Origin of the sequence: Sphingomonas sp. AAP5, from assembly GCF_004354345.1 — a bacterium.
Taxonomy (GTDB): Bacteria; Pseudomonadota; Alphaproteobacteria; order Sphingomonadales; family Sphingomonadaceae; genus Sphingomonas; species Sphingomonas glacialis.
Genome location: NZ_CP037914.1, coordinates 120144 through 134245 on the forward strand (window position 1 = coordinate 120144; position 14102 = coordinate 134245).

13 protein-coding genes are annotated in these 14102 nt (G+C 61.9%); 8 read left to right on the forward strand and 5 right to left on the reverse strand.

Annotation, left to right across the window (positions count from 1 at the left end):
- The first annotated feature begins 408 nt into the window (after positions 1–408).
- Together E2E30_RS19290 and E2E30_RS19295 are read left to right on the forward strand one after the other, a co-directional pair.
- Positions 409–1833, forward strand: a complete 1425-nt coding sequence (locus E2E30_RS19290) for a transposase (protein WP_133192292.1) — start codon at positions 409–411, stop codon at positions 1831–1833.
- Positions 1834–2063: 230 nt separating this feature from the next.
- Positions 2064–2321, forward strand: a complete 258-nt coding sequence (locus tag E2E30_RS19295) for a hypothetical protein (protein WP_221211884.1) — start codon at positions 2064–2066, stop codon at positions 2319–2321.
- A gap of 36 nt (positions 2322–2357) precedes the next feature.
- On the opposite strand, the gene E2E30_RS19300 is transcribed toward E2E30_RS19295, so the two are convergent.
- The 4 genes from E2E30_RS19300 to E2E30_RS19315 form a co-directional block, all read right to left on the reverse strand.
- Positions 2358–2933, reverse strand: a complete 576-nt coding sequence (locus tag E2E30_RS19300) for a recombinase family protein (protein WP_133192293.1) — start codon at positions 2931–2933, stop codon at positions 2358–2360.
- 254 nt (positions 2934–3187) lie between these two features.
- Entirely contained in the window at positions 3188–3829 is a 642-nt protein-coding gene (locus tag E2E30_RS19305; protein ID WP_240699129.1) for a TorF family putative porin, read from the reverse strand.
- Between the two features lie 98 nt (positions 3830–3927).
- Positions 3928–4377, reverse strand: coding sequence for a hypothetical protein (locus E2E30_RS19310; protein ID WP_133192295.1), 450 nt, complete (start codon positions 4375–4377; stop codon positions 3928–3930).
- A gap of 92 nt (positions 4378–4469) precedes the next feature.
- Positions 4470–4643, reverse strand: a complete 174-nt coding sequence (locus E2E30_RS19315) for a DUF465 domain-containing protein (protein WP_133192296.1) — start codon at positions 4641–4643, stop codon at positions 4470–4472.
- A 1198-nt stretch (positions 4644–5841) separates the two neighbouring features.
- Here E2E30_RS19315 and E2E30_RS19320 point away from each other — a divergent pair.
- The 6 genes from E2E30_RS19320 (at position 5842) to E2E30_RS19345 (ending at position 13155) form a co-directional block, all read left to right on the forward strand.
- Positions 5842–7986 carry a catalase gene (locus E2E30_RS19320; RefSeq protein WP_443018418.1) on the forward strand — a complete coding sequence of 715 codons (2145 nt, stop codon included), beginning with the start codon at positions 5842–5844 and terminating at the stop codon, positions 7984–7986.
- Positions 7987–8188: 202 nt separating this feature from the next.
- Positions 8189–9763 (forward strand): Na+/H+ antiporter, encoded by a 1575-nt coding sequence (locus E2E30_RS19325; RefSeq protein WP_133192297.1) that lies wholly within the window; start codon positions 8189–8191, stop codon positions 9761–9763.
- Between the two features lie 34 nt (positions 9764–9797).
- Complete coding sequence (locus tag E2E30_RS19330) at positions 9798–10181, forward strand: acyl-CoA thioesterase (RefSeq protein ID WP_133192298.1); 384 nt, start codon at positions 9798–9800, stop codon at positions 10179–10181.
- Positions 10182–10280: 99 nt separating this feature from the next.
- Positions 10281–10589, forward strand: coding sequence for a hypothetical protein (locus E2E30_RS19335; RefSeq protein WP_133192299.1), 309 nt, complete (start codon positions 10281–10283; stop codon positions 10587–10589).
- Positions 10590–10890: 301 nt separating this feature from the next.
- Positions 10891–12090: an IS256 family transposase gene (locus tag E2E30_RS19340; RefSeq protein WP_017503803.1), complete on the forward strand. Its 1200-nt coding sequence runs from the start codon at positions 10891–10893 to the stop codon at positions 12088–12090.
- Positions 12091–12222: 132 nt separating this feature from the next.
- Positions 12223–13155 carry a phosphotransferase enzyme family protein gene (locus E2E30_RS19345; protein WP_133192300.1) on the forward strand — a complete coding sequence of 311 codons (933 nt, stop codon included), beginning with the start codon at positions 12223–12225 and terminating at the stop codon, positions 13153–13155.
- 108 nt (positions 13156–13263) lie between these two features.
- Here E2E30_RS19345 and fghA read toward each other — a convergent pair whose 3' ends face one another.
- Positions 13264–14100 (reverse strand): S-formylglutathione hydrolase, encoded by an 837-nt coding sequence (fghA, locus tag E2E30_RS19350; RefSeq protein WP_133192373.1) that lies wholly within the window; start codon positions 14098–14100, stop codon positions 13264–13266.
- Between the last annotated feature and the right edge of the window lie 2 nt (positions 14101–14102).

Here is a 14102-nt window from a genome sequence, read left to right on the forward strand (position 1 = left end):
AAACTCCACTTTTCTGGCACATCGCGATGCCGTCTGGGAGGGCGGCAACCACCCCATCTCGCAATGATAATCGGCCGGAACTGCAATAGAGGTCGTGTTCCGGCTCAGATTATGTGAGACGCTGGCGATCGGCGGGCGCACAATCGTTGACACGCAAATCACATTGGGTGCGGCGGACGCGAGATGTTCGCCGAGCGGCGAACGATTGCGGACACGTACCCCGCCAGAAAAGACCATTGGCATCGTGCAAGATGGTACTGATTTTCAGAACGGGTTTCTTGTCGTTTTCGGACCGGCTCGGGCGGCATCGCGCTACCGCGAGATAACCGCTCGGGGCTGTTGAAAAAAGCCTTCTGATCCGATCGCGGCTCCGACCGTTTCTATCCCAACGGATCGGGAGCAACGGTCATGATGGGCGAGCAGCGACAGGACAGCAAGCGTGCAGGCTGGCGAGCGCTGGCCTTGATGGTCCCCGCCGATCATATCCTACGCCGTATCGATCAGCTGATCGACTTTGGCGAACTGCGGGACGTACTCGCCTCGCATTATAGCCATCGCGGTCGCCCCTCAATTGCCCCCGAACTGTTGATCCGCATGGTTCTGATCGGGCGACTTTACGGTATCACGTCGGAACGCAGGCTATGTGAGGAGGTCCGATTCAACCTTGCCTACCGCTGGTTCTGCCGGTTGCCGCTCGATGTCAGCGTGCCGCACCACTCGACGTTCAGCAAGAACCGGCACGGGCGTTTCCGGGACGCAGGCATCTTCCGCGTGTTGTTCGAGCAGACGGTGCAGCGGTGCGCCGATGCCGGGCTAATCGCGCAAAAGGATGCGGCCATCGACGCATCGTTCGTCGCGGCTGATGCGAGTTGGCAGCGCAAGATGCGCGACGCCGATATAGCTGCATCCCGGCTTCCCCGACCGGTTAGGGAATGGATAGCAGATCAGGCGAATGCACCGCCCCAGGAGCATGGTGTGCCGCGCGGCAAGCCGGCGGAGGTATCGCGGACCGATCCCGCATCGGCGTGGTCTGCGCGCACCGCACGCGGGCGTTTCGGTTATGCCTTCAACATATTGATCGACACTCCGGGGGGCGTGGCGATCGACGTGGAGGCCAGCCCCGCGCGCTTTGCGGCAGAGGTCGATGCGGGGCGGGTGATGCTGGCGCGGGCGGGCGATCGTTTCGGCTATCGCCCCAAACGCGTCGCGGCCGACACCGCCTATGGCAGCGCCGCGTTCCAGGCATTCGTCAACGATCGTGGCACCGTGCCGCATATCCCGGTGATGGAACGATCCGAGCAGACCAAGGGGAAGTTTCCGCGCGAAGCCTTCCGCTACGAGCGGGAGGAAAACCGCTATGTCTGCCCCGCCGGGAAGCCGCTTCCATTTCGCGATGCCGATCGCAAAGCCGGTTTCCTCCGGTATCGGGCCAGCCCGGCCGATTGCCGCGCCTGTCATCTGAAACGCAAATGCGCGGTATCGACCAGCCGGTCGGTGACGCACAGTGAATTTGAGGACGTGCGCGAGTTGGTACGCGGCGAAATGCAGACGCCGCTGTTCAAGCGGTCGATGCGGCTGCGCCGGGGCGTCGAGCGATTATTCGCCGATGCGAAAGGCAAGCGCGGGTTGGCGCGGCTGCACCTTCGCGGGCTGCGTGGTGCCGAGGAGGAATTCCTGTTGGGCGCGGCCATCGCTAATCTCGTGCTGCTCGCTCGCCCCGACAATCGACCAGCCCGCTCCAGAAAACCGCCGCCACCACTGGAGCGGATCGACCGTATGGCGCGGATCAGCCGGGGCCGGTACGAGCAGTCCTATTATGCCACGATCTTCTGACGCTGATCGCGCCGCCATATAAAACGGGCCTGATTATACGTTTAGGCAGTTCGGCACACGAAAGTGACATTTACGTACGCCAGGGCGATCCGCCACGGGGCGGAAAAGCACCCTAAGCACGTCCATTATCTGGACATGGATTCACGGTTGACCAGCGCGGCGCTAATCCTCCGCTAAACAACGCCAACGCCAACGCCAACGCCAACGCCAACGCCGAATGCTGATTTGGCGTGCGTTTGCTCGTTTTCCAAAACGGAGGGTTTGCCGTCGAATCAGAAATGGTTGCCGGGCTCGATAGCGAGGAGCGCGCGCTTTTGGTCGCGGCGCTGGTCGCGCTTCGCTACGAACGCGGAAGGCAGTGGCGCGAGGCTTGCCGAATAGCTGACGATCGGGGCGATATCGAACCGCCGCTGGATGCCTACGGGATCGAGCAGATCAAGCGACTTGCCTGCCGCCTGGGCGGCGAGGCACGGCACTGGATGGACTGAACCGCTGCCGTTCGGCACGAGGTGCGTCTTACCGTTTTACGTGTCTTCGGCAGGGACAACCCTGCCACTGGCCGGAAAGTGCCGATAGAAAGTCGAAACCGACACGCCGACCGCTTCTGCGACGTCCTGCGGCCGGTCGCCAGCGGCGAGCAGTTTGACGGCCATGTCTCTTTTGCGGGGCGTCATGACGGATTTGCGCCCTCCGCCCCCGCCTGCCTTTCGACGCGCTGCCAGCCCCGCCATCGTGCGTTCGCGGATTAACTCGCGCTCCATCTCCGCGATCGACCCCAGAATATGAAAGACCAGACGGCCCGTGTGTGTCGCGGTATCGATTCCGTCCGTGAGCGAGCGCAACGCGATCCCGCGTGCCGACAATTCAGCCGCCAGATCGACCAGTCCCTTCATCGACCGCCCGAGACGATCGAGTTTCCAGATCACCAGTGTATCGCCCTTGCGGGCCTTGCCCAACGCTTCGGTCAGACCCGGCCGTACAATAGTCGCGCCGCTCGCCTTGTCTGTCGCGATGTGTTCGCAGCCAGCCGCGTTGAGGGCGTCCATCTGCAAAGTGAGATCCTGATCCGGGGTGGACACCCGCGCATAGCCAATGAGCATGCCGCTCCCTTCTCATAACTCCGTCTAAAATCCGTATCGTGAGAAAGTGATTTTGGGAACGGTTTTTGGGAAAACGGTAAATGGCGGTTTCCCGGCGTTGCCCGGGAGCGCCTATTTGGAAGCCGTCATTCCTACAAGACGTTCCTTTTTGGGAACCGCTGGAGGGGCGGCCTTTTGAACATGTGCAGGCGGTCCTGCCGAAGCATTTTGTGTACACATCAGTGTTAATTGGCACCCGCTGTCAGCGGTATTCGTCAGAACGAAACCTGGACGCGCCCTAAAATTCGGTCTCTGGCGTTGCGTCGATCGGCAAACCTAATCGCGATGGCGTTGTGGGAGACGTCAGTCCCAACATAATCGACTCCAATCGTCAGACGGTTGCGACGATGTTCGAGACCCAACCGCCAGTTGATGTAACTGCCGCCCGGACGAAGACGCTCGACCCGGATGGGGTCGCGGACGCTGCCGGATGAGTGGCCGATCTCGGCGAGCATAGTCAGCGGCGTACCGGGAATACCGGCATTGGCGTTCGCATAGATATGCACATTGCTACCACCGATCGCGCGCTGCGACGGGGCACCTATCACGCCGACCGTGGCGTAGAGCGGACCATAGGCATAGCTTGCCGATACGCCGGCCTCGACATAGTCCATGCGTCCTCGCGCGCCCGCGAATGTGTGGCCCGTGGCGTCGGTGCGGATACGCACCGCGCCCAGATCCCAGTCGGTTCCCACTGAAAGGTCGACGACCGCATCGGCGCCACCGTGTCGCACGCTGTTCCGAAGCGTTACCACGCGCGCCGATGCATCGAGCCGGCCGCGCGAGACGCGAATATCGCCTGCTAGCGCGGCACGTCCCTCACTCCAACTCAGCCCGCGCCGTTCCTCCTCGCTCATTACCTCCAAGGTTACCGACCCGGCATCCTGTGCAAACGCGGGCGTGATCAGGCCGCAACTTGCGGCACCGAGCACGCCCGCCAATCGAACGCGCCGGATCATCCTGCGCGCTGCGGACCGTGGATCTGGTCGAGCTCGACGCGCAGCATGTGCTCGTCTTCCTGCGCCAGCTTTACCAGATGCTGCTGCATGTCCGCGGACTTCGTCGCGACCTCCTTCTTGATCGCGCCATGGCTCGCAACGCACCAGCCGGGCCGGGTGCCCGAAATCACCGGTTCGCTGTCGATGCTGCGCACCAGCCTGGTACCCGATGCCGCGACCGCGTGCCGCGCGACCGACATGCTCGCCGCCCAGTCGCAGCGTAGCGACGACGGTCTTCCGCCAGGTGCAACCGCGCCCACCTGCTTATGGGTGATGACCACGTCGCCGCGATATTTGACGGCGACCGGACCGCTGCGGTGATCCACCTGGTTCTGATGATCGACAGTCATGCCGAGGGCCGCACCGGTAGCAGCAAGCACCAAGCCGGCGGTTAGAAAATAGGCCATTTTCGCTCTCCTTTTGCTATCCCGATCCATTCTGATCGGTGAAGCCAATCCTTACGGACGATGAATCTACAACGATGGTTCAGCGTGTCGGTTCAGCTGAACTGCGGCTGCATGGCGCGTGCGTGCAGGCGGTCCTTCACGTCTAGACGCAACCGCTTCAGCCGAAATAGCCGCAAGGTATCGGGCATGCGTCGCTTCATCTCGACGCAGATCTGCTCATCCAGCCTGGCATGCAACTCGATCAACTTGTTAGAAAATATAGGCAAAGCCGCTCTCCAACCAACGATTGAACGATCGGATCAGTCGCGATGAAAGCAGGCAAACAGGCCAGGCCTAGACATCGAGATAACCCGATGCGGTCCGACATCACGTTCGTCCTGAGACGACCGCCAGAGGGGCCCGGCCCGCTTCCTCAAGCTAGAGAGTTGCCGGTCAAGGTCAATAGGATTGCGAATGGATTTGCACGAGTTGACATTAGGACATGGGTCCCCGATGTTACTGACATGTACGCTCCTGCGACACATAAGCGTTTCCGCGACCACGCCGGCCAACTCGCCGCACGCGCTTAGCCCGAGCTCGCGGCTACGGCCGTTCGAGTTCGGGCATTATTCGATCTGACCTTTGGGACGCGTTCTTCGCGACCATGATCTCGAATAAGTGGAAACCGTGTAGTGGAAAACCAAGTCTCGAAATCCGATGATTTGTGTCAGGATGACCGTCAGCATCAAGTTACTAATCCAGCACCTCAGCCTTTCCTGCGGATGAGGCCACAAAGCTTTTTCTCGAACAAATTCGATCTAGAAGTCCTAGAAAGCTATTCTAAGGTAGATGCCGAAGACAGGCGGAATGAAGCCAAAAACTGGCTAAGCCGACTTATGGAGCTTAACCTTTTACTATTGATCGTTTTGGTTGGCGTACCGGTACTGGTATATTGCGTCTTATCCTCTGCACTTTAGAACACGATAAGATACCGCCTTCGCGCTGCAATCGGGATTGTGGATAAAGGCCTCTGGGTCGTCCCACTGAAGCCGAATTACGCCGCCAGCGGTACTGATCGGGCGCGCCGGAAGAGAGACGCGGGGCCGCAGCTTACGCGAGCTGGAAGCGACGGCTTAGCTGTCGGCTCGACATAGGCCTGCGCGGAGTGTCTCCTATCGGCGCTGCCCTCTTCAAAAGCGAACCGTCTGCGCCCTTCTCAATCTGAGCATTCCCAAAACTCGATCCATTCTGGGAATGTCTGGGCCGTCTCGCTGGCCGTTCCCAATCGGGAAGGCACTCCATCGGGATAGAGTGGTCAGCAGCACGCCGCCGATGATCGCGATGCCGGCTGTAATTTTGACGGACGCTCAAAGCCTTCCGAAAGAACCTGTGCCGGCAACGGCCGCGATTGGAGCTTCGATACCTATCGCAAATGCGAGAATACGCGCATGCAGTGCCATTATCGATATCGGGCAGGAGATGATCGTGGCAAAAAAACCTACAAAAACAGCACAGGCCGACAAGAAGGCACCAACCAAGGCTCCACCCCCGGCCGCTGGTCCGGCTTCGGAGACGGTCGTAGGTGCAGGCGGTGAGTTGCATCAGGTAGCAGCTGCTGGCGGCAAGGTGATGACCACCAACCACGGCATGGCGATCGCCGACGATCACAATTCGCTGAAGGCTGGGTCACGCGGTCCGACCCTGCTGGAGGATTTCATCCTCCGCGAGAAAATCTTCCACTTTGACCATGAGCGCATTCCCGAGCGCGTCGTGCACGCCCGTGGTACCGCAGCACACGGCTTCTTCGAGTTGACCGACAGCCTGTCTGATTACACTCAGGCTGCCGTGCTGGGCGAGGTAGGTGTCCAGACCCCGGTATTCGTTCGGTTCTCGACGGTGGCTGGGAACCGTGGTTCGGCTGATCTGGCGCGCGACGTGCGCGGCTTCGCGGTCAAATTCTACACGACCGAGGGCAATTGGGATCTCGTCGGCAACAATATCCCGGTGTTCTTCATCCAGGACGCGCTCAAGTTTCCTGACCTCGCCCATGCCGTAAAGGAGGAGCCGGATCGCGGTTTTCCGCAGGCCCAGTCCGCCCACGACACGTTCTGGGACTGGATCGCCATGACCCCTGAGGCGATGCACATGGTGATGTGGCAGATGTCCGATCGCACTATCCCGCGCTCGACGCGGATGATGCAGGGCTTCGGCGTCCACAGCTTCCGGCTGGTCACCGCCGACGGCAAGTCCACCTTTGTCAAGTTTCACTGGACGCCCAAGCTCGGTATCCAGTCGGTGGTGTGGGACGAGGCGGTCAAGATCAACGGCGCCGACCCGGACTTCCATCGCCGCGACCTCTACAACGCGATCGAAATGGGCGACTTTCCCGAGTGGGAGCTCGGTGTTCAGCTCTTCACCGAGGAAGAAGCCGCAGGGTTCGATTTCGACTATCGCGATTCGACCAAGCTGATCTCGGAGGAGGTCGTGCCGCTGCGCACGGTTGGCCGACTGGTGCTGAACCGTAATCCCGCCAACGTCTTTGCGGAAACAGAGCAAGTCGCCTTCTGCACCCAGAACGTGGTGCCGGGCATTGACTTCTCTGATGATCCGCTACTGCACGGGCGTCATTTCTCCTACCTCGACACCCAGCTGAAGCGCCTTGGCTCGACGAACTTCACTCAGATCCCGATCAACGCGCCCAAATGTCCGTTCGCGAACATGCAGCGTGATGGTCACATGCAGACGCTCGTCCAACCCGAGCGGGTGACCTATACGCCGAGCCTGCTCGATCCAACCGGACCGCGTGAAAGCCACTCCCGCGGCTTCCGCAGTTTCCCGGCACCGGTCGAAGGTACCAAGGTACGGATCCGGTCGGAGACGTTCGCCGACCATTACAGCCAGGCGCGCCAGTTCTTTCTCAGTCAGTCGGAGCCGGAGCAAAACCATATCGTCTCGGCGCTTATCTTCGAACTCAGCAAGGTTGACGCCGCGATCGTCCGGACAGCGATGCTGGGGCATCTCGTGAACGTTCAGCAAGAGCTGGGTGATCGGGTTGCTGCAGGCCTTGGTCATGATGATCCGATCGAACCAATGGCAACGACGGTGCAGGCGCGCACCGACCTGCCAGCATCGCCCAAGCTCAGTATCCTCAAGCGGGCAACGCCGACACTGGGAGGTCGCATGATCGGCTGCCTGGTTACCGACGGTGCCGATGCCAAGCTGATCGCCAAGCTCACCGAAGCCGCCACGGCGATGAAGGCGGTGGTCAAGATCGTCGCGCCGAAGCTTGGCGGCGTGACGCTCAGCGATGGCACGAAGCTAGCAGCCGACCACCAGCTTGCAGGCGGTCCGTCGGTGCTGTTCGACACGGTAGTGCTTGCCGTGTCCGATGCTGGCGTCAAGCAGCTGCTGGGTGAAGCTGCGGCTGTCGCCTGGGTGCATGATGCCTTCGCTCACCTCAAGGTCATCGGCCACACGGCAGCGGCACAGCCGCTGCTCGATGCGGCGGGCGTGGTTGCAGACGCGGGGGTTGTCGCCATGGCAAAGCCGGCAGCTGCCAGCAGCTACGTCGATATCGCTGCAAATGGGCGAATCTGGGATCGAGAACCCAGCGTGCGAACCGTGTTCTAGGTAATCCAGAAACATGCCTGGTCCGTGTGATGAGCCCTTCATTGCCCGGATCAGGCACTCATCGATGACGGCGACATCTCCGTTTCCGGAAGCTGGACGATCCAGAATCGAAAACGAAGGAACGGAACGCCCGGGCCATTGATCAGGTTGAGTTGCTACACCCGGCGCTGGCTGGCTTGCCTCTCCCCGAAAGTGCCGACCTATGCATACTTTTGAGCTTCTGCTCGTGCTGGTCGCGGCGTCCGTCGCCCTAGCCTATGCGGCGGAAAGGTTGCACGTTCCACTGGCCGTTGCACTGGTCTTTGGCGGTATTGCCTTGGCCTTCGTCCCCGGCATTGGCACGGTCGAGCTTGACCCGGAACTGGTGCTGGCACTTTTTCTGCCGCCACTGCTGCAGGTTAGCGCATATCACACCGACTGGCCGGCGTTCCGCTCCAATCTGCGCCCTATCCTCTCGCTGGCGCTGGGCGCGGTGTTCTTCACCGCCGCTGCGGTGGCAATCGTCGCCAAGCTGCTGGTGCCGGACTTGCCCTGGTGGGCGGCGATCACGCTGGGTGCAATCGTTGCTCCGCCAGACGCGGTTGCCGCAGCGGCAGTCCTGAAGCAGGTTAAGCTGCCCAAGCGCATCGTCACGGTGCTGGAGGGCGAAAGCCTCATCAACGACGCCTCCTCCCTCGTCCTCTATCGCTTTGCCGTCGCCGCCACGTTGGCAGGAACGTTCAGCCTTAGCGAAGGCGTGTTCCGATTCTTTGTCGCTGCGATTGGTGGAACGCTGGCTGGCTGGATAGTGGGGCGCGCAGCGATGTGGATTTTCGCTCGGCTCGAGGACACGTTGCTCGACATCACTGTCAGCCTCCTGGCGGGGTTCCTGGCCTACTTCCTTGCCGAGCAGGTCCACGTCTCGGGTGTGCTGGCCGCGGTCGCCTGCGGCTTGGTGCTAGGCCGTCAGCAGCACGCGGCTTTCACCGGCGAGACGCGGCTGGGCATGGCGACGGTGTGGGGCTTCGTCGAGTTCCTGTTCACCGCAGTCGTGTTCATGCTCATCGGACTTCAGCTGCGCGGCATCGTCGAGCGGCTTGAAGGCTATGATGCGAAAAGCCTCAGCCTGATCGCCGTGGCGGTGTCGGCCACGCTGATCGTCAGCCGCTTTGTCTGGATATTTCCAGTTGTGTGGCTGCCACGGGCAATTTCCCGAAGGATACGCGAGCACGATCCGATGCCGCCCTGGAGCTATCCGACGATCCTGTCCTGGGCAGGCATGCGCGGTGTGGTGAGCCTGGCAACAGCACTGGCGCTGCCTGCCCGTTTTCCGGGCCGAGACATCATCGTCTTCCTGGCGTTCTGTGTGATCTTCGCGACGCTGGTCCTGCAAGGCACGACGCTGGGCTGGGTCATCCGCCGTCTCGGACTGGAGCAGGAAGACGCAACCTTACCCGAACCGGACACTGCCAAGGCTCGGGCCGAACTCGCCGCAGCATCGCTGGATGCGGTACAGGAGCATCTGGACAGCGATGCCTCGGAACACGGCGAGGCCGCAGCCGAGCTGGTCGAGGAGTACAAGGTGCGGGCTGAGCGGGCGAGTATCGAGGGGCAGGACGTCGAGACCAAGACCGACCAGCTCATCGCCCAGCAGCGTCTGCGCCTCGTCGCCATCGAGGCGGCGCGCGAGAAGCTGATGGAGCAGACCGACCAGATCGATGCTGAAGCTCACCGGGCGCTTGGCGAAGAGCTCGATCTGGAAGAGCAGCAGATCCACCGCGCGCTCGGCGACGTGTAGTAGGCGCATCCAACCTGCATAAGGAAACCATCCTATGAGCGACGACATGCCCCAGCCAGCCTGCGGAGCGCATCTGCGCACCGTCGCCCTGCCCCGCGATGCCAACGCCAGCGGGGACATTTTCGGTGGCTGGACCTTGTCGCAAATGGATCTGGCAGGCGGCACCTTCGCTGCCGCCCACTCCGCCAAGCGCGTTGTCACGGTGCGGATCGATGCCGTCGAGTTCCTCAAGCCCGTATCGGTCGGTGACGACGTCAGTGTCTTTTGCGAGCTGGAGCATGAGGGCGACACCTCGATCGCCGTCAGGATCGAGGTCTGGGCGCGGGTTCGCACCGGCGATGCGCCACACAAGGTGACCGAGGGCGTTTTCCGCTACGTCGCGGTCGGCGATGACGGCAAACCAACGACTGCGAGCTGAGCCGCCGCTGCGTGAAGGAGGTCAGTGCACCCGTACGGGGCTAAATTGCCGTTCAGCGGTTCATCACACATCGCCAATCACGGCTGACGGGAGTCCATCATGAGCACGAGCCTGACTGCCAAGTTCGACACGCGACGCGAAGCCGAGATGACGGTTGAGCGTCTGGTCCAGCAGTTCAAGATCGAACGTACCGACGTGTTCATCGCCGCTGAGGGCGACGAGAATACTGTTGGTGTCGAGGAGGCCGGGTCCGACACTGAAGCGGGTGGACCCAGCCCCGAAGACAGGGACGATGCCCAGCTGGCTGGCCGCGTGGTCGTCTCGGTCGATATCGAGGATGACAGCCTGGCCGATGAAATCCGGTCAGCCTTCGCCGAGTTCGATGCCAGCGAGATCGAAGAAAGTTGACCAGAGCATGACCATGAGCACCTGCTCATGGTCATCAACTCGCACTTCGTCAGACCAAAAACTACGCAGCAAGCGGCGACGCATCGAACCCAACAAGCAACGCAGCGACGAGTTTCTCTTTTTCCCATCCCAATGGGAATGCCCCGGGTCGTGTCCCGCGTGGTGGTGTAGCTCAGCGGTAGTGAAGCTGACCGGCCGCGCGCTATCATCCAGCGCTGTAGCGGCCGGTCAGGTTCACGGGTGGCCATCGAAGATCTTCGGATAGGTTTGGGTTGCAAGACTCAACCAAAGGAGACCTTCGATGACCGACGACACGATGAACCTGCAGGCGCTGGTGGGAAAGAGCGCGGATGCAGATTTCCTGCGTGAGATGATAGGCTTTGCCGCGCAGCGGCTGATGGATCTGGAGGTCGGTAGTCTGACCGGCGCTGGATATGGCGAGAAGAGCAGCGACCGGCTTGCCCAACGTAACGGTTACCGCGAGCGCGACTGGGAAACGCGGGCCGGCACCGTTGAACTGCGCATCCCCAAGCTGAGGACGGGCAGCTACTTTCCCGCCTTCCTGGAGCCCCGGCGCCTTTCAGAAAAAGCGCTGACCGCGGTTGTCCAGGAGGCATACATCCAAGGCATCTCGACCCGTTCGGTCGACGACCTGGTGAAGGCCATGGGTATGAGCGGCATCTCGAAGAGCCAGGTAAGCCGGCTTTGCGAGGAGATCGACGTCCGCGTGAAGGCTTTTCTCGACCGGCCTATCGAGGGCGACTGGCCGTACGTGTGGATCGACGCGACGTACCTGAAAGTGCGTCAGGCTGGTCGGATCGTCTCGGTCGCGGTCACCATTGCAGTCGGCGTGAACGGTGACGGCAGGCGCGAGGTGCTCGGCATGGCGATCGGTGCGTCGGAGGCTGAGACGTTCTGGACAGACTTCCTCCGCGGCCTCGCGCGGCGGGGCCTACGCGGTGTGAAACTCATCATCTCGGATGCCCACGAGGGCATCAAAGCTGCCGTCTCACGCGTGTTCAGCGCCACGTGGCAGCGGTGCCGCGTACATTTCGCGCGCAACGCTACGGCCCATGCCGGCAAGAGCGGGCGGCGCGTCGTCTCGGCCTTCATCGCCACCGCGTACGCACAGGAGACGCCCGAAGCCGCCAAGGGTCAGTGGCGCAAGGTCGCCGACCAGCTGAGACCCAGCGTCCCTAAACTCGCAAAGCTGATGGATACGGCGGAGGAGGACGTGCTCGCCTACATGTCGTTCCCGCCGCAGCATCGCACCAAGCTGCACAGCACGAATCCACTCGAGCGCCTGAACGGCGAGATCAAGCGACGCACCGGCGTGGTCGGCATCTTCCCCAACGAGGATGCCATCACCCGCCTCGTCGGCGCTTTGCTACTAGAGCAGAACGACGAGTGGGCGGTCCAGCGGGGACGCTACATGACACTGGAAAGCGTAACGCAATTGAGCGATGATCCCGCAGTCACGTTGTCGTCCATGGCGGCGTGATCGACCCGGCCATGTCCGGAGATCAAAGCGGCTACGCCGCTGAAGCTACACCACGCGGTGGGACACGATCATGCCCCGGCCGTCTCGCCGCTCGTTCCTTTGTGTGAAGGGGCGGAGGCAGTAGGTGAGCCTATGCATATGATCGCAGCTTTCCCGTTCGATCATCCCGAGGAGCCGGTATCGCTCTACGACTACGCGCCCGTGCTGCGTGTTCGTGATCGTCGCGGCGATTGGGTTCTGAAGCGAACGGGGCTGGTCCATTCGGACGGCGAGGCGATCGGACGATGGCTGACGGCGCTACATGGCTTGGGCGTCGATGTGGTGGCCCCGGCAGCACACCTCCACCCCAATCCCCGCCGCCTTGATGACGGCAAGCAGTGGGTCGTTTACCCCTTCGTGTCAGGCACCGGCTACCATGCCGGTGAAAGCGAGATTGCCGACGCCGGGCGTCTGCTGGGCCGGATGCACGCGGCCGATCCGCCCGAGGCGAACGCCCTGGCGACCTACCATGGGCCGGTGGTGCGAGATGCCGAATGGATTGAGCCGCACCTTGTCTCGGCCGGAGATGCCATCGAAGCCGCCGGTGGGGATCGGCACGTTTTCCGGGAGGCGACGCTGGCACGCCTCGCCACGGCCGAACCTGTCATGGGCTTGCCGCTCGCCGGGTGCAGCTTCGACTTCAAGGCGTCGAACCTCGTGTTCAGCCCGAAACCCACGCTGGTCGATCCGGACCATGCGGCTCGGATGCCAAGGCTCTATGACCTCGCCGTCGCGTTGCTCTTGTTCCACTGCGACCTTTCCACCGCTCCCGGTCGATTATGGACGCGGGCCGAGTGGGCGACCTTCCTGCGCGGCTATGCCGGGCATATCGCCTTCACCGACGCGGAGCTGGCGGCGTGGCCGACAGTCCTACAACTGGCATGGCTCGATCAAGGCGTCTGGCTCTTGGGAAACTGGCCGGAGGGTTGGGCCGATGTGAAGGATCGGGCGTACCTATTGGACGTAGCGGCCTTTAACCCGGCTGTGTTCCCGCTAACGCCGCCCGATCAGACGGTGAGCGGGTAGCAGCTTTCCCGATCAACCATCCCAATCGAGACGATCAGGGCAAGGCGTCAGGCCTTTCAACAGTCCGTAAAGCCTTTGAGGCACGCGCCCATAAGTTGCTGTCGTGCCTCAGGCCAGATGCGCGGCATGCCAGCGCAGATGGTCGGCTAGGAATGTCGAAATGAAAAAATAGCTATGGTCGTAGCCGTGCTGCATGCGGAGCGTGAGCGGAATGCCAGCTTCGAGGCAAGCAGCTTGCAGCAGCTCGGGCCGGAGTTGCTCGGTGAGGAATTGATCGGCATCGCCCTGATCGACGAGGATCGCGGATAACCGTGCGCCATCCGCAATCAACGCCACCGCGTCGCGCTGGCGCCACAGCGCGCGATCGTCGCCGAGGTAGCCGGTAAAGGCCTTGATCCCCCAAGGCACCTGACTCGGCGCGACCATCGGCGAGAACGCAGAAACCGCCTTGAAACGATCGGGGGCCCGCAGTGCGATCGTCAATGCACCATGGCCGCCCATGGAGTGGCCCATAATCGATTGCCGGCTCATGTCCGCCGGGAAATTCTCTGCGATCAGGGCAGGAAGTTCCTCGGTAACATAGGTCTCCATGCGGTAGTTCTTGCTGAAGGGGTCTTCGGTCGCGTCGAGATAGAAGCCGGCGCCAAGGCCGAAATCATAGGCGCCGTCGGCATCGTCGGGTACGCCCTCGCCACGGGGTGAGGTGTCCGGTGCCACAAAGATCAGGGCGAGTTCCGCGCAAGCGCGGCGGAACTCGCCCTTCTCCGTCACATTCGCATGGGTGCAGGTCAGGCCCGAAAGATACCAGACGACCGGCAGCGTCGCTCCCGTTTCGTGCGGCGGGACATAGACCGAGAAGGTCATGTCCGTGCCGGTGACGGCAGAGGCGTGCTTATACACACCCTGCATACCCCCGAAGGCGAGGTTGGCGCTGACCTGCTCCATGC